Origin of the sequence: Nocardia sp. NPDC005366, assembly GCF_040606855.1 — a bacterium.
Taxonomy (GTDB): domain Bacteria; phylum Actinomycetota; class Actinomycetes; order Mycobacteriales; family Mycobacteriaceae; genus Nocardia.
Genome location: NZ_JBEXFQ010000012.1, coordinates 88,131 through 107,581, shown reverse-complemented (window position 1 = coordinate 107,581; position 19,451 = coordinate 88,131). Strand labels below are relative to the sequence as shown.

Here is a 19,451-nt window from a genome sequence, read left to right as displayed (position 1 = left end):
TGGCAGGATTACGATGCAGGGCGAGCCGGGGTGACCATCCACACCCTGCCAGCCGCACGTGTAACACTGGCGAAACACAGCCTTGATTGCTGGGAAACACCGCGTCCATAGCGTCTGGACGCGACGAACCCATGCAATCGACACTGGCTGGGAACCGATCCGTAAGGAGAACAAGTGACGTTCAGCACGGCCGACGAGGTCATCCAGTACATCAAGGAGCAGGAGGTCGAGTATGTCGATATCCGCTTCAGTGATCTTCCGGGTGTGCAGCAGCACTTCTCGATCCCGGGGAAGGCCTTCACCGCTGACCTCGCCGAGGAAGGGCTAGCGTTCGACGGCTCCTCCGTTCGTGGCTTCCAGTCCATCGACGAGTCGGACATGCTGCTGCTGCCCGACTTCAGCACCGCGCGCCTCGACCCGTTCCGCGCCGCCAAGACGCTGAACCTCAACTTCTTCGTGCACGACCCGTTCACCCGCGAGGCCTACTCCCGCGACCCGCGCAACATCGCGCGCAAGGCGGAGGAGTACCTGCGTTCGACCGGTATCGCCGACACCGCGTACTTCGGCGCCGAGGCCGAGTTCTACATCTTCGACTCGATCCGCTACGACTCGACCATGAACGGCGCCTTCTACGAGATCGAGTCGGTCTCGGGCTCCTGGAACACCGGCGCCAAGACCAACCCGGACGGCACCCCGAACCGTGGTTACAAGGTTCGCAACAAGGGCGGTTACTTCCCCGTCGCGCCGTACGACCACTACGTCGACCTGCGCGACAAGATCTCGACCAACCTGCAGAACGCGGGCTTCGAGCTCGAGCGCGGCCACCACGAGGTCGGCACCGCCGGTCAGGCCGAGATCAACTACAAGTTCAACACCCTGCTCGGCGCGGCCGACGACCTGCAGCTGTTCAAGTACATCGTGAAGAACACCGCGTGGACCGAGGGCAAGACCGTCACCTTCATGCCGAAGCCCCTCTTCGGTGACAACGGCTCGGGTATGCACGTGCACCAGTCGCTGTGGAAGGACGGCAAGCCGCTGTTCCACGACGAGGCCGGCTACGGCGGCCTGTCGGATCTGGCGCGTCACTACATCGGCGGCATCCTGCACCACGCCCCGTCGCTGCTGGCGTTCACCAACCCGACCGTGAACTCCTACCACCGTCTGGTCCCGGGCTACGAGGCCCCGATCAACCTGGTGTACTCGCAGCGCAACCGCTCCGCCGCGGTCCGCATCCCGGTCACCGGCAACAACCCGAAGGCCAAGCGCATCGAGTTCCGCGCGCCGGACTCCTCGGGCAACCCGTACCTGGCCTTCGCCGCCATGATGATGGCGGGCCTGGACGGCATCAAGAAGAAGATCGAGCCGCTGGCTCCGGTCGACAAGGACCTCTACGAGCTCCCGCCGGAGGAGGCCAAGAACATCCCGCAGGCCCCCACCAGCCTGGCCACGGTCATCGACCGCCTCGAGCAGGATCACGACTACCTGACCGAAGGCAACGTCTTCACCCCCGACCTGATCGAGACCTGGATCGACATCAAGCGCACCCAGGAAATCGCCCCGGTCAACCTGCGTCCGCACCCGCTCGAGTTCGAGCTCTACTTCGACGTGTAAGTCTGACCTGCACGAATAGGTCTACTTGGCCCGGTTCGTACGCAGTTCATACGCAATAGGCGGTATCGAGTCCACCCGCCGCGTGATCACAGGCGCGATCACGCGGCGGGTGGACTCGTCTATACCCGGCCAAGGGACGTCACCAGGATCTGGCCGCGCTACCGTTTGCCGATGGGAAGAGCGGAAGACGACAAGTTGGTCGTCATTCCCAACGGCACCACCACATTCGATGACACGGCAATCAGCGCCGCCGTCGAGTTCCAAGAGACCGCAGGGCATTACATCATCGTCAGGATATGAATTCTCGCTGCCCCGGTTGGCATGTCACCGCGTTGTCACAAGTGGCCCGAACGACCCGGCAGAGGAGTCCGCCCGCCGATCCGGCGGGACACGCCGGTCGCTACCCATCCGCGCGCCGCGCGGCTTCGAATCAAGTCGGAGATCCTTACTCCGGAAGGAGGTAGCCCATGGGCACACACGGCAAGCCCGTCGCTTCACACCGTTCCTCCGCCCTGCGCCCCGCCATCGTCCTGCTGAGCGGCGCCGTCTGCGCGGCGGTGGCCGGGACCACGCCCGCCCTCGCCGACAACCAGCCGATGATCGCGCCGGTCGGACAGCTCCCCATCACCCTCACTCTCTCGGAGGCGATGGGTTCCGGCGCGGGCCTACTCGACACCATCGCTTTCGGCGTTCCACCGACCGATGCCGGACATCCGAACTCGCCGGTCGAGGCCCCCGCCCGGATCGTCACCGAGGCACTGGGCCTGACGCTCGCGGCCCCCTCCCTCGCACCGCCCACCTGGGACGAGTCGAGCGATCCTGTGCCCGCCGCCGCGCCGGTCGCCGATCCGGAGCCGGGCGTGCCGCCCCAGGCGAACCGGATCCGGATCGGCAGCGTCGCACTCGACCGTCCGAGCGTCGTGGCGCCGGAACAGGCGGCACAGATCAACGCGGGCGCGGCGGAAGTCGAGGACGCGCTGTCCGACGTGCTCGACAGCTCCGGCGTGGAGCAGGCGCGCTCCGACGAGGTCGCCGCGCGGATGATCGGTGACGCCGCGATCGGCGCGGTCGTCGGCGGCGTGGTGATCGCTCCCGTCGCCATGGCGGTGGGCGCACTCGTCGGCGGTGTGGGCGGGTTCGTCCTCGGCATCCCGTTCCTGCCCACGGGCCTGGTCGTGGGGCCGGTCGTCGGCGCGACCATGGTCGCCACGTTCATCACCGTCCCGGCCATCGTCGCGGGCGCGGTGATCGGCGCGGGCGTGGGTGCGGCGCAAGGCTGGAACGCACCGCTCGATCCGCCGTCGGCGGGCTGACGAGCAGGGTGCGCGTCGCTTTCGTGGTGTTCCAGGTGCGACGGGCGGCCAGGAGGGCATCGCCGCGGTCGCCCGGCTGGATGATGTGGAGACCGGCGGCTGATGCCGACGGGGCGGCAGCGTGTCAGGACCGAGAAGTAGCTGAATACTAACTACAGTCGGCAATCATGTTGCGAATTATCCGGAAACTGAGCTTGACCGCCTCAGCGCTTGCCGTGCTGCCCGCGTCAGCTGCGCACGCGGATATCGCCACCCTTCCACCACACGAGAAGACCTTCAGCTCGATGTTCGGCAGCTTCACAGTCGGCGTCCGCGACGAAGCCATCCAACGCATCGCGCCGTTGAACATGATCGGGACCACCCAAGAAGCCCTGGTCAGCAATGTCGCCTACGGCCGGGTCGACGGGCCGGCCGGCGGCGTGCTGAAGACCGGTTATGCCGTCGGCTGTGCGGTCAAGATCGACAGCGGATCGGTCGGCGCCGAGCCCACCCTCGAAGCCGGAGTCGAAGGGCCGCAGCAGAACTACGCGACGGAGCAGGCGCAGTCGCGCACGACGGAGCAGTCGCAGTCGCGCACGACGGAACAGTCGAGTACGGGGGAGTCGGTACAGTCGCAGACGCGGCAGTCGGGGCAGGCGCAGACGCAGGAGTCCGGGCAGGTACAGGAACGGCAGGGGGTGAAACCGCACGTCACCGTGGACCCGGGTCCGATATTGGCGCTCAACCTCAAACCCGGCGATGTGCAAGATATCGCGATCGGCGAGGGCAAGGAACTCATCCCAGGCAAGACCGTGCAGATCGTGACCCGCGACTACCACATCAAGGTCGACGACTGCCTCGGCCCGGTGACCATCAGACAGTTCACCTACCTGTATGCCAGATCTCCCGAAGTCGACGACAGCGGAGCGGTGTTCGGCGACCCCACCTCGCTGTAGGACCGATTCCGGAGCTTCACCGCAGCGAGAACCCTGGTGGCGATATGGTCGAGTGCCTCGGCGACCCCGCGGCGGCGCAGGCCGGAGACGCGCGCGTTCGTGCGCCACCGAGCCTGCCGGTTAACGCCGAAGGGGCGAGCGGACATAGAGCGGATATGGGGAGTGCGAGGCGTGTCTTGCCGGGTGTGGTCGCGGGACTGATCGCGCTGAGCGCCTGTCACACAGGTGCCGAACCGCGGCCGCAGACGTTGGACGCGCAGGTGATCGAGTTCGACGCGTCAGGGTTCTACGGGCCGCCGTTCGCCGCCGTCATCGACAGCGAGGCCGCGGCGCGGTCCTTCACCGGATGGTTCGCCACGCGCGAGGATCGGTCGTATCCGGTGCCGCAGGTGGTGGCCCATCCCGAACTGTTCACCGATCTGGGTACCTACACCTATCTCGCCATGGTGACCGGTACCGGATGCCGGGCCCCGGTCGAGGCCGAGTTGCGGCGGATGGGCACCGATGTGGTGGCGGCGCTCCTCGGCGGCGTCGACCGGCCCGAATGCGTTCGCGCGTATACGCCGTTCGTGGTGTACAAGGTGCGGCGGGCCGATATCGACGGGGTGACGACGGTGGGCGGTGCGCCCGTCGATCGCGATGGTCCGGCCGAGCTGGTCGGGAAGGTCGAACTCTCCCCCACGGCAACGGCTTTCGAGCCGCGCGAGGTGACCGAACCGGCGCAGCGCACTGCCCTCGTCGACGAATTGAGCGCGGCGGCAGTCGATTCGGCGGCAATGCGGACGACGGTGGAGGGGACGTCGCGGCTGCTGAGCGAATATGGTCCCGCGGACCTGCGGCGGTACGCGTTTCCCGTGCGTGCCTGCCCCGATGACGTCGTAACGCTGAGGATCAGCGCCGCCGAACTACATGCCGTGGCGAATACTGCGGCCGACGCGCCGCGCACCTGCGAAGCCCCCACCGCCCACCTGGCGGTATTCGACGTGCGCGGGATGTACGTACCCGACGGCGCTCGACTCGTCGGCTGAGCCGCGCACCGGTCATGGCCATCAGTACGCGAATCGTCGAGGATCGACGCATGCCGACCTGATCCGACCCCAGGTTCCGGGGCTGGACGCGATCCGGTCGGACCGACATAGTCCAGGGGTGAACTCGGTGTCGGCGATTGTGCGGGTGTTGGTGGGGCTGGTGTTGACACTGGGGGTGGCGGCTCCGGTCGGCACGGCGGATTCGGGGGCCGAACCCGTGGTGACACCCCATCGGTATGAGCAGCACTACCTCACCGCGCCGGACGGGACACGATTGCACGCGGATGTCCTGCGCCCGGCGGGACTCCCCGAGGACGCCAAGACTCCGGTGATCCTGACCGTCAGCCCGTACCGGTCGCATACGGCCTATATCTCCGCGCCGCGCGCGAGTGGAGGACCGTCCACCGACTACCTGCCCGTCGATCTGGCACTGCGGGCCGGCTACACCTATGTCATCGTCGATCTGCGTGGCTTCGGCGGATCCAACGGCTGCCCGGATTACGGCGGTCCGGGCGAACGTTCGGATGTGACGACCGCGGTGGAGTGGGCGGCGAGTCAGCCGTGGTCGACCGGGCGGGTGGGCATGGTCGGGGTCTCCTACGAGGCGTGGACCGGACTGCTCGGGCTGGCCGCACGGCCGCGCGGGCTGGCCGCGGTGCTCGCGTTCGAACCGGTGGTCGACCCGTACTCGTACCTGTACATGCGGGGTGTGTCGTGGAAGTTCTCCGGCAAACCGGTGACCGAGGGCGGTATTCGACCGGCGGATCAGGTCGGCATGGAACATCTGGCGATCGCGTCGACGCCGGGCCGCCCCGACGACTCCCCCGAGTACCAGGCCAATGCCGTGCAGATGACACAGGAGTGCGGTGAGCGGTATCTGGCGCTCACCGGCGATCACGACGACCGGAATCCGCAGTGGGTGGCCCGCGACCTGGTGGCGGCGACGCGCGGCAACACCATTCCGCTATTCCTCGGCCAGGGGTTTCTCGATGCCAACACCCGCCCCGATCGGGTGTTCGAGTTGTGGCAGGCCCAGGGCGCGGGTGAGCATCGGGCCTGGTTCGGGCAGTGGGGACACAGTGACTGCCGATTCAAGTGCGGCACACCGCAGTTCGACGCCGAGATGATGGCGTTCCTGGACCGGCATGTGGCCGGGCGGGATGTGACGGTGCCGGGTCCGCGCGTCACCGTCGGACAGTTCGACGGCGGGTGGCGATCCGAAACCGCGTGGCCGCCGGTGGATTCCCGCGTGTATCCGGCAGAACTGCGCGCCGGGGTCTACACCGACCGCGGTTACGTGCCCGGTCCCGATCGGGAACTCTGGTCGATCTCGCAGCCGTTCGAGCGGGTCACCCAACTGTCCGGCGTTCCCACCGCCTCGCTGCGGCTGGACGGTCCCGCGTCGGCCACGGCGGCGGTCGAACTCTACGACGTGGAACCCGGCGGGCGCGCCACGATCATCACCCGCGGCATCGCACCGGTCGCCGAGACCACCGAGGTCAGGATGCTGGCCCAGGACTGGCCGCTGGCCGCGGGGCATCGGCTCGGGGTGCGGATCACCGATGTCGTCGACGACGTGTGGACGCACGCACCGTCCAACGCGACGGTGACCGTCCGGTCCGGACGGGTCGATATTCCCCTGCTCGTGGAGCCGCGCGTACCCGACCTCACCGGCGGGGGCAGCGAGGCCCACGCGAAGTGGCGCGTGGAGAAGACCACCACGATCGCGCCGGAGGTGATGAACAATGCGGTGGTGCATATGAAGCTGCCGAACGAGACGAGCCCGCGATGAGTCCCGCGGCGCGGAATGCGACGATCCGTGGCGTGGCGGTGTCCACCCCGGTCGATGACGTGGTGGCCGAGCGTCTCGCGCGGGCGCTGCGCTGCGTCACGATCTCCACCGATGAGCAGTCCGAAACCCCCGACGCCGAGTTCGCGCGGCTGGCCGCGCATCTGGAACAGTCCTTCCCGCTGACGCACGCCGAACTAGAACTGGAGACCTTCGGTCGTAGCAGGCTCTACCGCTGGGCGGGCCGGGAGCCCGAGCGGGTGTCGGCGATCCTGCTGGCCCACCAGGACGTGGTGCCGGTCGGTGACGAACCGGGCTGGACCCATCCGCCGTTCGACGGCGTGGTGGACGCGGACTACATCTGGGGTCGCGGCGCTATCGACGACAAGAGCAGGCTCGTCGCGATCCTGGAGGCGGTGGAATCGGCGCTGGCCGATGGCGTGCGTCCCGAGCACACCGTCTACCTGGCCTTCGGGCATGACGAGGAAGTGTTCGGCGACGAAGGCGCGGTCCGGATGGCGCGACGGCTGCGTGCGGCCGGGGTGCGCGCGGATCTGCTGTTGGACGAAGGCGGTGTGATCACCGAGGGCGTCGCCGACGGCGTGGACCGCCCGGTGGCATCGATCATGCTGGGCGAGAAGGGTTACGCCACCGTCCGGCTCTCGGTGCGGGAAGTGGGCGGGCATTCATCGATGCCGGGTAAGCAGACCGCGGTGGGCCGGATCGCCCGCGCGGTGGCGCGCGTCCAGGATCATCCGATGCCGCTGCGACTCACCCCCGGTGCGATCGACATGCTGTCGCGATTGCGCCACGCCATGCCCGAGGCACGGCGACGCCTGCTCGGCTTGGCCTCGGTGCGTGCGGTCGCGCCGCTCATCACCCGCATCATGGCGATCAGCCCGCAGACCGAGGCGATGGTCCGCACTACCACCGCGCCCACCGTCATTCGCGGTGGCGTGAAGGCGAACGTACTTCCGCAGCACGCCGAGGCACTCGTCAATTTCCGTATCCTGCCCGGTGATTCGGTGACCACGGTGCTCGAACACTGCCGCAGGGTGGTGCGCGACGCCGGCGTCGACATCGAACTCGTCGGTATGTCATCGGAACCGTCGGGCGGCACCTCCCCCGGCCCCGCCTTCGATGTGATCGCCGCGATCGCCGAGGCGATCGTGCCGGGTGTCGCGGTCACCACCGGCCTGGTGCCAGGCGCGACCGACTCCAGGCATTACGACGATCTGGCCGGGACCCGCTGCAACTTCGCGCCGATCGTGCTCACCGGCGCGGACCTGGCGACAATCCACGGAACCGACGAGCGGATCTCCCGGGTGAACTACGCTCGGCTGATCGAGTTCAACAGGCGGCTGATCGACGCGCTCGCGGCACGGCCCGAATAGTCGACGCAACCGGAAGGAGCACGGGTGACCCGCACCGAAGAAGGCGTTTTCGACGCACGTGGCAGCCGGATCGCCTGGCGCGCCTGGCTTCCCGACACGGCGACGCGCGCGGTGATCGTGCTCGTGCACGGCATCGCCGAACACGCGGGCCGCTACGCCCACGTCGGCGCCCGACTGGCCGAGGCCGGTTTCGCCGTCTACGCGCTCGACCATGTCGGGCACGGGAAATCCGCGGGCGGCAAAGCGAATATCGGCTCGATGGACAGCGCCGCGGACAATGTCGAGGGGATGCTCGAGGTCGCGGTCCGCGAACACCCGGGGGTGCCGACCTTCCTGCTCGGCCATTCGATGGGCAGTCTGGTCACGCTCTATCTGGCGACGCGCGCGCCCCTGGATATCACGGGGATCGTGCTGTCGGCCCCGCCATTGGATATTCCGGTCGGCAATGCGCTGCAGCGACTGTTCGCGCCGGTACTGAGCGCGTTGACGCCGAACCTCGGTGTGCTCACGCTGGATTCGGCGATGATCAGCCGCGATCCCGCGGTGGTCAGCGCCTACGACAGCGATCCGCTGGTGTATCGGGGCAAGGTGCCCGCGCGCACGGGTGCGGAAATCCTGCGCGCCACCGATCTGGTCAAACAGCGGCTAGGCACGCTCACCCAGCCGCTGCTGGTGCTGCACGGCACGGCCGATGTCTTGGCTGCGCCGTCGAGTTCGGATCTGGTGGAGCGGGGCGCGGGCTCGAAGGATCTGACGGTCATCCGATACGAGGGCCTCTACCACGAGGTATTCAACGAGCCCGAACAGGACAGGGTTCTGACCGACGTGGCCGGATGGCTGGAGAGCCACATTACCCAGCAGTAGAATCCCGGCATGGGAACCACATCCACCGGGTCGGTCGCCTTTATTCGCGCCATGTGGCACAGCTCGATCGTCGGTAAGGCGCTCGAGGGCTTCACGGCCGAATTGACCGATCTCGGCTTCGACCCCGACACCATCGACGTCTTCGAGGTACCCGGCGCCTTCGAGATCCCGCTGCACGCCAAACGGCTCGCCTCGAGCGGGAAGTACTCGGCCGTCGTGGCCGCCGCGCTGGTCGTGGACGGCGGCATCTACCGGCACGATTTCGTCGCCTCCGCCGTGATCGACGGACTCATGCGCGTCCAGCTCGACACCGACGTTCCGGTGTTCTCCGTGGTGCTCACCCCGCATCATTTCCACGAGCACAGCGAACACGTCACCTACTTCACCGAGCATTTCGTCACCAAGGGCGCGGAAGCCGCCCGCGCGCTCGCGACCACGCTCAACTCGTTGCGGACGCTGCCCGCCTGACCGCGGGACTCGGTGCGCGCCGGGGCGGCGGTCAGGCGAATTTCGTCAGGCAGGTCTGCTCGCCGTCCAGCACGCCCGTTCGGAACGCCTCGAGGCGCTGATACCCGCTCGTGACGATCTTGCCGTCGACGTCGGCGGCGGCGAGTCCGTCCGAGAGCAGACCGGAGACCGCCTCGTCGAGATCCTTGGCCGACAGCCGCGGGTCACTGTTCGGCTCGCTCAACGCTGTGGTGAAAGCGCCGCTCAGGCACGCCGTGCGCAGGCCAGCGGTTTCGGCTCCGGTCAGCGTCAATCCGCGATCCTGTTGCACGGCGAGCATGTAGCGCGACACGAAGACGATGAAGGCGTTGTAATCGCCCGCCACCGTGTCCGACAGAATCTCGTCCTCGCCGGTGGCCTCACCCCGCTCGGCCAGCGCGGGCACATCGGTGCCGATCGTGTTCGCGGTCGGGCAGTAGGACACCGGCGCGGTGGCGGTGACCTTCGGGCAGTTCTTCACCACACCCGAGTAGTCGAACCGTGGGGCCTTCCGCACCGGGAAGTTCCGGGCGAGCGCTTCGCTCACGCTGGTCAGCGCTGCCACGTCGACGGGCAACTGCTGCTGTTCCTCGTCCGCGATCTCGAAGGTGGTCGGCAGGGTGCCACGCCGGTTCTTGATCTCCTTGCGGTCGATCTTCTTACAGGCCGCCGCGCCGTCGTTGTAGCCGAGTTGCACCGCCGTCACCCGCTCGAAGGCCGACCCGTGCACATTCTTCGGATTACTCGGGTCGGTGTCGCGAATGGCGACGGTGGCGCCGAGCACGCCGTCCAATCCGTCGGTCATATTCATCGTGAAATGTTTCGCATCGCCCTCGGCCACATGGCGCAGGAATACCCCGGCCAGGCAGTCGGCCTGCTGTTCCTGCACCAGCACCGGAGTGAGCAGGCCCGCGATCTTGGCCTGGCCCTGTATGGCGTGACCGTATTCGTGCGCGAGCACCATCACCACCGCCATCGCGCCGTATTTCTCCTGCACCTGCGGCAGCAGCACCCCGCGATCCCAGCCGATGGTGTGATCCCCCGAGCAATAGGCGGCGTTGACGAGTTGGTAGGTGTCGGATCGGCAGAACTGGATCGACTGCTCCTTCGGCGCCTTCGCATCCCAGGAGATGTAGCGACTCACCGGCGTGAAGACGCCGGGAAAGGTTTTGGCGTACTCCGCTTTCCAGTACTCCTCGATATCGGCGATCGCGTTGAGCGACAGCCGGTCGATCGGGCCACCGTCCCCGTTCTCCGCCGTCAGCGGCGCGTCCGCGACGCCGGGGCGCGCACCACTGGATCCGGTGCCGGTGGCGGCGCCAGCGAGCTCCCACGGATTCTCCGTGCCGGTGGCCGGGGCATTGTCGGTCGCCCCATTGTCGGTCGCGCCATTGTCGGTCGCGGCGCCATCGGTCGTGACGGTAACGGCATCGCAGGCCGTCAGCGCCGTGCCGAACGCGACGAGAGCCGCGATCACCCCGAGGCGCAGTCGCGCAAACCTCATCAGGTACCTCCCCGAAATCCTTTGCGGGGCCGCACGTTCGCCGGGCCCCGCCGGTGGATCCGCGCCCCCACCGGTCGAGCGTTCACATGGTAATCGCAGAAATCACGCCACGCGCAGCACAACCGGCCGGCGAAACCGTTCCGATGCGCTACGCGTCCAGGCGGGTACGGGCGAGCACGGCCCGATGATCCGAACCGGGGATGGTCAGCGCCCACATCTCCTCGGCCGTGCCGTCGGCCACCAGGATGTGATCGATGCCGATGATCGGGCCCCATGTGCGGTCGGCCGGATAGGTGGGCAAGCGACCCGCGCCCGCCAGTTCCGCGGCCGAGGCGAAACGGCCGCGCAACAGGTCACGGAATACCGCGTGATCGCGGGTCGCGTTGAAATCCGCGCCGACCAGCGCCGGACCGGTCTGCGCGTCGAGGATTTCGCGTATCCGGTGCATCTCGGTGCTCCACGAGTGGAAATCCACCGTGGGCGGCACCGGATGGAAAGCGAAGACCGCGACCGGGCCACGCTGCGGATGATCCATGGTCGCGGCCAGATTGTCGAGGAGGAAACCGTCGTATTTCCTGGTGTCCCGCAACGGATATCGGCTGTAGATGCCGGTGCCGCCGCCCCCGCCGCGCGGCTGTGTGTATTGGTACGGCAGGTATTCGGCCACCCCTGCCGCCGACAACCGGTCGGCCGCTTCCTGCGTCAACTCGTCGATGGTGAGCAGATCGACCCGCTGGGCGCGGACGGTCCGCACCACCTCGGTCACATCCGCGCCGCCGAAGAGCAGATTCGATTGCATGACCGTGACGACCGGCCCGCTCGCCGCCCGGCTGTCGGCCACGAAGATCGGCACCTGCGTCCAGAGCACGCCCACCACGACGATTCCCGCCGCGGCGGCACTGCGCCAGCCGCGGGCGAGCAGGAATATGGTCAACGCGACGAGCGCGCCGAGCATCAGATACGAGGCCCCGGACGCCAGCAGCACCGGAAGCTGTCGTCCGCTTCCCGCGCCGAAATAGAGCACTATTCCGGCGATTCCCGTGACGAGGGCGCCCCACCCCAGACCGAGCAGTGCCCGGTTCATCCATTTACGCACCATGCGATGCACTCTAGGCGGGGTAGGTGGAGACGAACTATGGCGTCTGTGAAGGTTGTGTGCAGACGCCGCCGGGGGGTGTTCACGAGCGGACGCGCGGTCCCGGCGAAATCTCATTCCGCCGTGCCTTCGGCGCACCAGTCGGTCGGCGTAGGGGCGCTCCGCGAAATGCCATTGTTCGACGCGAATCCACGCGTCCCAGAAGTCGGCCAGTCGCGCCGCGAAACTGCCCTTTTCCCGAACCTGCGTGCTCATCGATGGCGATCAGCCCACCGGCCCGCACGATGGGGCAGCTCGCACAGCCGCCGAACGAGGTCGCCGAGGTACGATGGGCTCGCCGAGGCGGTGCGCGGGGACGGCCGGTCCATCCGCACACTCGAGAGTCACGACCCGCGAAGGCGCCCCATGCGGCGTGGACGACGGCACGGATCGGTTCGGCTCCCGTTTTTCCTCGCCCCTCGGGGTAGTCGCGCGGCACACGACAGAGGAAGGCGGGCCATCCATGAACAGAACGACCTACGGCTCGCGGGCGGCCCCGAAACCTTCTGCGTCTCCGGAAGCTCCGAACCCGGACCGGTCGCTTGAGGCCGCCCGAAAGGCCCTGGTCACCCGTGGCGCTCATCTCATGCCCGCGCCCGTCACGACAGCGCGTCTCGGTGTTGAACACGATGCGTGGGACCGCTTCCGTACCCACTGGGACGCGCTCAGCACGGACAGTTACGCCGCCGACCAGGGAACGTGCAGGCTGCGCCGGTACGGGCGGTTCTCCTGCACCCCGGCGACGGGGCGGATCAAGCCGCTGCCGCAAGCCACCTTCGTGCAGCCGGAGAACAGCAACCCGCTCTATGTCGGCGTGGACCGCACCCTCGAGCCCCTGACCGATTCCTTCGTCGCCGACCCTGTTTTCCTGGCGGCGCTTCGCCTGCTCGGACAGTTGGCGACGGCACTGGACGACCCGGCGGTGTGGATCGCGAAGGTGCATCCTTTCCGCGTCATCGCCTCGGCGGACACGCACGGACTGCCCACACCGGAGGGTAGGCACCGCGACGGCGTCACCCTGGTGTCGTCACTTCTGGTCGGCAGGCGCAACGCTGTCGGCGGTAAAAGCTCGGTCTTCGATCCGGACGGAAGAAGGTTGCTGGCGATCACGCTCAGCGAACCGGGAGCACTGCTGCTGGGGGACGACCGCCGCACCCTGCACAGTGTGTCTGCGATACGCCCGGTGAATCGGAGCCGACCCGCCTATCGCGATGTCCTGGTGGTGACGTTCGCACCGGGCTGACGACAACCGGGGGCGGCCGATCTCATCCGACGCGGACGGGACAGGAGGTGCACGGTGCCTGCGGTTCGGTCCCGCGGCGACGCGAAGACAACGCCCACCATCATCGCGCTCGCCATCGCTTTCACAGTCACCGTCATCGACCCTCTGGTGCTCAGTCTGAACCTGCCCGAGGTGAGCCGGGCCCTGCACGTTCCCGCGCAGTTCGTCGGATTGCTGGGTGGAGCGGCGACGCTGGTGATGGCCGCCGCCGTACTCGCCGCGGGCAATCTCGGCGACGCCTTCGGGCTCAAGCGCCTGCTGATGTCGGGGCTGGTCGTCGTCACGGTGGTCAACCTGCTCTCCATGCTCTCGCCCGGCTACGGCTTCCTGCTCGTGATGCGCCTGCTGGACGGACTCGGGATGACGGCGCTGCTGGGTGTGCCGCTGGCTCTGCTGAAGACATCGGTGCCGCAGGAGAAGAGGCCGGCGGCGATCGGCGCGTTCATGGCCGTCGAAATGGTCCTGTGCGGGGTGACCCCGGCGTTGACGGGCTGGGCGGTAGCGGCGGTCAGCTGGCGGGTCCTGTTCCTGGTCGCCCCGCTGCTATCCCTTGCCTCGCTATGGTTGACGTCCCGGTACGTCCCGGAGGCTCCCGTCCAACAGCGCGGCAGGCTCGACGTGGTCGGCGTCATCCTGGTCGGAATGGCTCTGCTTGCCCTCGTCATCGGCCTCGCGGCGGCGCAGAACGGCGTCTCTCGGCCCGAGACTGTACTTCCGCTGGCGATCAGTGTGGTGGCCGCCGTGGTTTTCGTTCGCCATGAACGCCGGACCGACGAACCCGCCCTGGATCTGGCGTTGTTCCGCAGCCGCGCGTTCAGCGTGGCCATCGCGGCGACCCTCACGTTGAACTTCCTTGTCGCCGGGCTCGGTATCGCCCTCGGGCAGTTCGGCAGCGTGGTGCTCTCGCTGTCGCCCCAGTCCATCGGCCTGTTGTACCTGCCGGGCACTCTGCTGATCGCCGGTGCGGTGATCCTGGCCGGGCGCCTGATCGGGAAGTACAGCCCGAGACCGGTGATGGTCACCGGCCTGGCGGTGCTGGCGGTGAGCGGGCTACTGATGGCGGGCACGGTCAGCCCAACGATGGCGCTCTGGTTGCTGGTGCTGGCTATTTGGCTGTGCAACCTGGGCTCGCTGGTCACCTCCGCCTCGGTGTCCGAGACGGTCCTGTCCGAGGCTCCGGCCGGGCATTCCGGTGCGGTGGCTTCCGCGCAGTTGGCCTTCGGAATGACCGGTTACGCGTTCGGGCCCACCATCTACCTGCTGCTGCTCCGGATCTTCTTCAGGCGGGAGTGGCTGGCGGATGCCGGCTCGCGCGGACTGTCCGCGACCGAAGCCGAGCAGACGGTGGACGCCGTGCGCAGTAGCCTGGCGCTCAGCCCTGGCAGCGGCGGATTCGATCCGAACCTGATCCGGCACGCGTCCGGACTGCACCTCGGGCAGGACTTCGCGGACGCATTGCGGCTCACCATGCTGACAGTCACGCTCCTGCCGCTTGTCGTGGCGGTGGCGGCGTTTCTGCTGATGCCCCGTCGCGAAGAGCGTCAGCGGTAACGCTCGACGCCTACGTGCCGAATACGCGCTCGACCACCGCTTTCGCGCGCCGCGTCACGCGCATGTAGTTGTCGAGGAATTCGCTGCCGTCGTCGTTCGGCCATCCCGCGACGCGCGCGACCGCCGAGAGCAGTCGACCAGGGCCGGGGAGCTGATCGGCGGGCTTGCCGCGCACCAGGACCAACGCGTTACGCGCCTTGGTCGCTGTCAGCCAGGCGTCGCGCAACAGTGCCACATCCGAGGCGTCCAGCAATTTCTTCTGCTCGATGACATCCAGCGATTGCAGCGTCGAAGTGTTGTGCAGCTCCTCGATTTCGTGAGCGTGGCGCAATTGCAGCAGTTGCACCGTCCATTCGATATCGGCGAGGCCGCCGCGACCGAGTTTGGTGTGCGTCGCCGGATTCGCGCCGCGCGGCAGCCGTTCGGCGTCCACCCGCGCCTTGATACGCCGGATCTCGCGCACCGATTCGGCGGACACGCCGCCTGCCGGATAGCGCACCTTGTCGATGACGTGCAGGAAACGCACACCGAGTTCCTGATCGCCCGCGACCTGGTGGGCGCGCAGCAGCGCCTGCACCTCCCACGGCTGGGCCCACTGCTGGTAGTAGGCGGCGTAGGCGGCGAGTGTGCGCACGAGCGCGCCGTTGCGGCCCTCGGGGCGCAGTCCGGCGTCCACGTGCAGCGGCGGGTCCGTGCTGGGGGCGCCGAGTAGTTTCTGCACCCGGTCGGCCACCGAGATCGACCACTTCACGGCTTTGGTCTCATCGACGCCTGGACGCGGATCGCAGACGAACAGCACGTCGGCGTCGGAACCGTAGCCGAGTTCGAGTCCGCCGAGCCTGCCCATTCCGATCACCGCGATATCGGCGGGCGCCGGATCTCCTGTCTCGGCCTCGTCGGCCCGGATCACCGCCATGAGTGAGGCTTCCAGCACCGCGACCCATACCGAGGACAGAGCGCGGCACACCTGCGGGACGGCGAGCATGCCGAGCAGATCGGCCGAGGCCACCCTGGCCAATTCGTGCCGTCGCAGCGAACGGGCCGCGGCCACCGCGCGCCAGGGGTCCTCGTAGCGGGCGGCGGCGGTGAGGATGCCGCGCGAGACGTCCTCCTGCTTGGGGCTGAGCAGCAGCGGCCCGACCGGCCCGTCGGCATACATGCGAATGATGTCGGGCGCGTTGATGAGCAGGTCCGGCAGATATTCCGAGGAGCCGAGCACTATCATCAGCCGCTGCGCGATCGCGCCCTCGTCACGCAGTTCGCGCAGGAACCAGATCTGGTCGTCCAAACCTTCCGACACGCGACGGTAGGCCAGCAGCCCGGCATCGGGATTCGGTGTGTCACCGAGCCATTCGAGCAGAGTCGGCAACAGCAGCGCCTGGATCCTGCCCTTGCGCGAAACCCCGCCGGTGAGGGCCTTCAGATGTCCGAGCGCGTTCTCCGGCGCCGCGTAGCCGAGAGCGGCCAGCTGCCGGATCGCCGCGTCCGGGCTCAGCCGCAACGCGTCCGAATCCAGTTTCGCCACCGATTCCAGCAACGGGCGGTAGAAGAGTTTCGCGTGTAATCGCCGCACCCGCACGGCATTGCGGCGGATTTCGGCGGACAGCACGCCGACCGCGTCTTGCCTGCCGTCCGGACGGATATGCGCCGCGCGGGCCAGCCAGCGCATCCCCTCCTCGTCGTCGGCGGCGGGCAAGGTGTGGGTCCGCTTGAGGCGCTGCAATTGCAGGCGATGTTCGAGCAGGCGCAGGAATTCGTAGGACGCGGTCAGATTCGCCGCGTCGTCGCGGCCGACGTAACCGCCCGCGGCCAGGGCCGTCAACGCCTCGACGGTGCCCTGGACGTGCAGGGTGTCGTCCACCCTGCCGTGCACCAATTGCAGGAGCTGGACCGCGAATTCGACATCGCGCAGACTGCCGTGCCCGAGTTTGAGTTCGCGCTCGCGCAGATCCTCGGGAACGAGATCCTCCACGCGGCGGCGCATGGCCTGCACGTCGGGGACGAAATCGGGCCGTTCCGAGGCGGCCCACACCATCGGCATCAACGCGTCCCGATACTGTTGCCCGAGTTCGAGATCGCCGGTCATCGGACGGTTCTTCAACAGCGCCTGGAATTCCCAGGTGCGGGCCCACCGCTTGTAGTACGCGAGATGCGATTCCAGCGTGCGCACCAGCGCGCCCGCCTTGCCCTCCGGCCGCAACGCCGCGTCGACCTCGAAGAAGGCCTGGCTGCCCACGCTCATCATCTCGGCGGCCAACCGGGTGGCGGTGGGATCCGCGGGTTCGGCGACGAAGACCACGTCGACATCGCTGACGTAGTTCAGTTCCTTGGCGCCGCATTTACCCATGGCGATGACCGCAAGACGGACCTGACACGGCCCCTCCTTGCACACGCGGGCCACCGCGACCGAGAGGGCGGCGGTGAGCGCGGCGTCGGCGAGGTCGGTCAGCTGCCGCCCGACCACCTGGTAGGGCAGTACCGGTTCGTTCTCCACAGTGGCCGCCAGATCGAGCGCGGCGAGCAGCATCAACTGATCGCGGTAGCGCCTGCGCAGCAGCGCCACCGCCTCGGGCCCGGCGATCTGCGCCCGGAACAGCATCGGCCCGGCGTGCGGTCCCGCTTCGGGCACGGCCTTCACCACGTCGAGCAGATCGGCGAGCATTTCCTCGCGATCCGGCAGGGACGCCTGCTTCAGCAGCTGCCAGGAGGTCGCGTCGGCCACCAGGTGGTCGGCGAAGGCACTGGAGGAGCCGATCAGCGCGAAGAGCCTGCCGCGCAACGAGGTATCGGTGCGCACCGCGGAATCGAGTGCCGCCCACTCGGTTCCGAGCTGCTCCCGCAGTTTCATCAAGGTGTTCAGCGCCAGATCGGCGTCGGGCGCGCGCGACAACGCCCACAACACGGGGATACTTTCGACGTTGTCCCAGGCCAATTCGCGTAGCGAATCATTGGCCGTCGGCTCGAGTAATCCGAGCCGACCGACACCTGGAACAGCGGAGCGGGCAGACGGTGGCCGGACCATAGTCCTAAATTACATGGCCCGGGGTGAGGAAAGGCGCTCGGCCGTGCCGAAGGCAGGCCGAGCGCAGGTTGCGGTGTGATCTCTTCGATCTAGAGCCCGAGATATTCCTTGAGCTCATACGGGGTGACCTGGCTGCGGTAATCGGCCCACTCCCGGCGCTTGTTGCGCAGGAAGAAGTCGAAGACGTGCTCGCCGAGGGTTTCGGCGACCAGTTCCGAGCGTTCCATCGCCTGCAGCGCCTCGTCGAGGGTGCCGGGGAGCTCGCGGAAGCCCATCGCACGCCGTTCCGCCGACGTCAGCGACCACACGTCGTCCTCGGCCTCCGGCGGCAGCGTGTACCCCTTCTCGATACCGCGCAGACCCGCCGCGAGCAGGATCGCGAAGGTCAGGTACGGATTGCATGCGGAATCCGGGCTGCGGATCTCGACGCGCCGCGACGACGATTTGTTCGGCGTGTACATGGGGACGCGCACCAGCGCGGACCGGTTGGACCGGCCCCAGGACGCCGCGGTGGGCGCCTCGCCGCCGTGGATCAGGCGCTTGTAGGAGTTCACCCACTGGTTGGTGATCGCGCTGATCTCCGGCGCGTGCTCGAGGATGCCCGCGATGAAGGCCCTGGCGGTACTCGACAGGTTGATCGGGTCGTCCGGGTCGTGGAAGGCGTTGGCCTCACCCTCGAACAGGCTCATATGGGTGTGCATGGCCGAACCCGGGTAGGCGGCGAACGGTTTGGGCATGAACGTCGCGCGCACGCCCTCGTCGATGGCCACTTCCTTGATCAGGTAGCGGAAGGTCATCACGTTGTCGGCCATGGACAGCGCGTCGGCGTAGCGCAGGTCGATCTCCTGCTGCCCCGGCGCGCCCTCGTGGTGGCTGAACTCGACCGAGATACCCATCGATTCCAGCGCGTCGATGGCGTGACGGCGGAAGTTGGGGGCCGAATCGTGCACGGCCTGGTCGAAGAATCCACCAGAATCGGCCGGACGCGGATCCGAGCCGTCCTGCGGACCGTTCTCGATGAGGAAGAACTCGATCTCGGGATGCACGTAGCAGCTGAAGCCGACGTCGCCCGCCTTGTTCAGCTGCCTGCGCAGCACGTGGCGCGGGTCGGCCCAGGACGGCGAGCCGTCCGGCATGGTGATGTCGCAGAACATGCGGGCCGAATGCTGATGCCCCTTGCTGCTGGCCCACGGCAGCACCTGGAAGGTGGACGGATCCGGCCTGGCGACCATATCGGCCTCCGACACGCGGGCGAAGCCCTCGATGGCCGAGCCGTCGAATCCGATACCTTCCTCGAACGCGCCTTCCAGTTCGGCGGGCGCGATCGCGACGGACTTCAGATAACCCAAAACATCGGTGAACCAGAGACGCACGAAGCGGATATCCCGCTCTTCGAGCGTCCGCAGCACGAATTCCTTCTGGCGATCCATGTCCGCGAGAGTAAAGACCTGGCGTTAAATCCGTGTTACATACACGCTCAGGTTTGCGATGTCGGTAGCTGAGCGGCTATCCGGAATGAAGTTCGCGACCGAACTGT

General features: G+C 67.6%; 15 protein-coding genes. 11 read left to right on the top strand and 4 right to left on the bottom strand.

Annotated features, from left to right (window positions below):
* Positions 1–174: 174 nt before the first annotated feature.
* The 9 genes from glnA to ABZS43_RS16300 all read left to right on the top strand — a co-directional run bounded on the left by glnA (position 175) and on the right by ABZS43_RS16300 (position 9,402).
* Positions 175–1,611 carry a type I glutamate--ammonia ligase gene (gene glnA, locus ABZS43_RS16340; protein WP_355036704.1) on the top strand — a complete coding sequence of 479 codons (1,437 nt, stop codon included), beginning with the start codon at positions 175–177 and terminating at the stop codon, positions 1,609–1,611.
* 171 nt (positions 1,612–1,782) lie between these two features.
* Entirely contained in the window at positions 1,783–1,911 is a 129-nt protein-coding gene (locus ABZS43_RS16335) for a hypothetical protein (protein WP_355036703.1), read from the top strand.
* A 167-nt stretch (positions 1,912–2,078) separates the two neighbouring features.
* Positions 2,079–2,924 carry a hypothetical protein gene (locus ABZS43_RS16330; RefSeq protein WP_355036702.1) on the top strand — a complete coding sequence of 282 codons (846 nt, stop codon included), beginning with the start codon at positions 2,079–2,081 and terminating at the stop codon, positions 2,922–2,924.
* Between the two features lie 194 nt (positions 2,925–3,118).
* Entirely contained in the window at positions 3,119–3,859 is a 741-nt protein-coding gene (locus ABZS43_RS16325; protein ID WP_355036701.1) for an MspA family porin, read from the top strand.
* Between the two features lie 176 nt (positions 3,860–4,035).
* On the top strand, positions 4,036–4,887 hold the full coding sequence (locus tag ABZS43_RS16320) for a hypothetical protein (RefSeq protein WP_355036700.1): 852 nt from the start codon (positions 4,036–4,038) through the stop codon (positions 4,885–4,887).
* 127 nt (positions 4,888–5,014) lie between these two features.
* On the top strand, positions 5,015–6,679 hold the full coding sequence (locus ABZS43_RS16315) for a CocE/NonD family hydrolase (RefSeq protein WP_355036699.1): 1,665 nt from the start codon (positions 5,015–5,017) through the stop codon (positions 6,677–6,679).
* Positions 6,676–8,070, top strand: coding sequence for a M20/M25/M40 family metallo-hydrolase (locus ABZS43_RS16310; RefSeq protein WP_355036698.1), 1,395 nt, complete (start codon positions 6,676–6,678; stop codon positions 8,068–8,070). Before ABZS43_RS16315 ends, ABZS43_RS16310 begins: the two co-directional genes overlap by 4 nt.
* Positions 8,071–8,094: 24 nt before the next feature.
* Positions 8,095–8,934, top strand: coding sequence for a lysophospholipase (locus ABZS43_RS16305; RefSeq protein WP_355036697.1), 840 nt, complete (start codon positions 8,095–8,097; stop codon positions 8,932–8,934).
* A gap of 9 nt (positions 8,935–8,943) precedes the next feature.
* A complete protein-coding gene (locus tag ABZS43_RS16300) occupies positions 8,944–9,402 on the top strand; it encodes a 6,7-dimethyl-8-ribityllumazine synthase (protein ID WP_355036696.1) in 459 nt (152 codons plus the stop codon).
* A gap of 31 nt (positions 9,403–9,433) precedes the next feature.
* On the opposite strand, the gene ABZS43_RS16295 is transcribed toward ABZS43_RS16300, so the two are convergent.
* On the bottom strand, positions 9,434–10,924 hold the full coding sequence (locus tag ABZS43_RS16295) for a metallopeptidase (RefSeq protein WP_355036695.1): 1,491 nt from the start codon (positions 10,922–10,924) through the stop codon (positions 9,434–9,436).
* 148 nt (positions 10,925–11,072) lie between these two features.
* Entirely contained in the window at positions 11,073–12,023 is a 951-nt protein-coding gene (locus ABZS43_RS16290; protein ID WP_355036694.1) for an endonuclease/exonuclease/phosphatase family protein, read from the bottom strand.
* 622 nt (positions 12,024–12,645) lie between these two features.
* Here ABZS43_RS16290 and ABZS43_RS16285 point away from each other — a divergent pair.
* Positions 12,646–13,302: a 2OG-Fe dioxygenase family protein gene (locus ABZS43_RS16285; protein ID WP_355036693.1), complete on the top strand. Its 657-nt coding sequence runs from the start codon at positions 12,646–12,648 to the stop codon at positions 13,300–13,302.
* A gap of 54 nt (positions 13,303–13,356) precedes the next feature.
* The gene (locus ABZS43_RS16280; protein ID WP_355036692.1) at positions 13,357–14,892 is read left to right on the top strand and encodes an MFS transporter; all 1,536 of its coding nucleotides are present in this window, start codon (positions 13,357–13,359) and stop codon (positions 14,890–14,892) included.
* Between the two features lie 10 nt (positions 14,893–14,902).
* On the opposite strand, the gene ABZS43_RS16275 is transcribed toward ABZS43_RS16280, so the two are convergent.
* Together ABZS43_RS16275 and ABZS43_RS16270 are read right to left on the bottom strand one after the other, a co-directional pair.
* Complete coding sequence (locus ABZS43_RS16275; protein ID WP_355036691.1) at positions 14,903–17,914, bottom strand: bifunctional [glutamine synthetase] adenylyltransferase/[glutamine synthetase]-adenylyl-L-tyrosine phosphorylase; 3,012 nt, start codon at positions 17,912–17,914, stop codon at positions 14,903–14,905.
* 89 nt (positions 17,915–18,003) lie between these two features.
* Positions 18,004–19,344 carry a glutamine synthetase family protein gene (locus ABZS43_RS16270; protein ID WP_355036690.1) on the bottom strand — a complete coding sequence of 447 codons (1,341 nt, stop codon included), beginning with the start codon at positions 19,342–19,344 and terminating at the stop codon, positions 18,004–18,006.
* Positions 19,345–19,451 lie beyond the last annotated feature (107 nt).

Bases quoted from the DNA above. Each gene is read 5' to 3' on its own strand.
- ABZS43_RS16335 (WP_355036703.1), top strand. From the start codon at position 1,783: ATGGGAAGAGCGGAAGACGACAAGTTGGTCGTCATTCCCAACGGCACC.
- ABZS43_RS16330 (WP_355036702.1), top strand. From the start codon at position 2,079: ATGGGCACACACGGCAAGCCCGTCGCTTCACACCGTTCCTCCGCCCTG.
- ABZS43_RS16310 (WP_355036698.1), top strand. From the start codon at position 6,676: ATGAGTCCCGCGGCGCGGAATGCGACGATCCGTGGCGTGGCGGTGTCC.
- ABZS43_RS16300 (WP_355036696.1), top strand. From the start codon at position 8,944: ATGGGAACCACATCCACCGGGTCGGTCGCCTTTATTCGCGCCATGTGG.
- ABZS43_RS16295 (WP_355036695.1), bottom strand. From the start codon at position 10,924: ATGAGGTTTGCGCGACTGCGCCTCGGGGTGATCGCGGCTCTCGTCGCG.
- ABZS43_RS16290 (WP_355036694.1), bottom strand. From the start codon at position 12,023: ATGGTGCGTAAATGGATGAACCGGGCACTGCTCGGTCTGGGGTGGGGC.
- ABZS43_RS16285 (WP_355036693.1), top strand. From the start codon at position 12,646: ATGCCCGCGCCCGTCACGACAGCGCGTCTCGGTGTTGAACACGATGCG.
- ABZS43_RS16275 (WP_355036691.1), bottom strand. From the start codon at position 17,914: ATGGTCCGGCCACCGTCTGCCCGCTCCGCTGTTCCAGGTGTCGGTCGG.
- ABZS43_RS16270 (WP_355036690.1), bottom strand. From the start codon at position 19,344: ATGGATCGCCAGAAGGAATTCGTGCTGCGGACGCTCGAAGAGCGGGAT.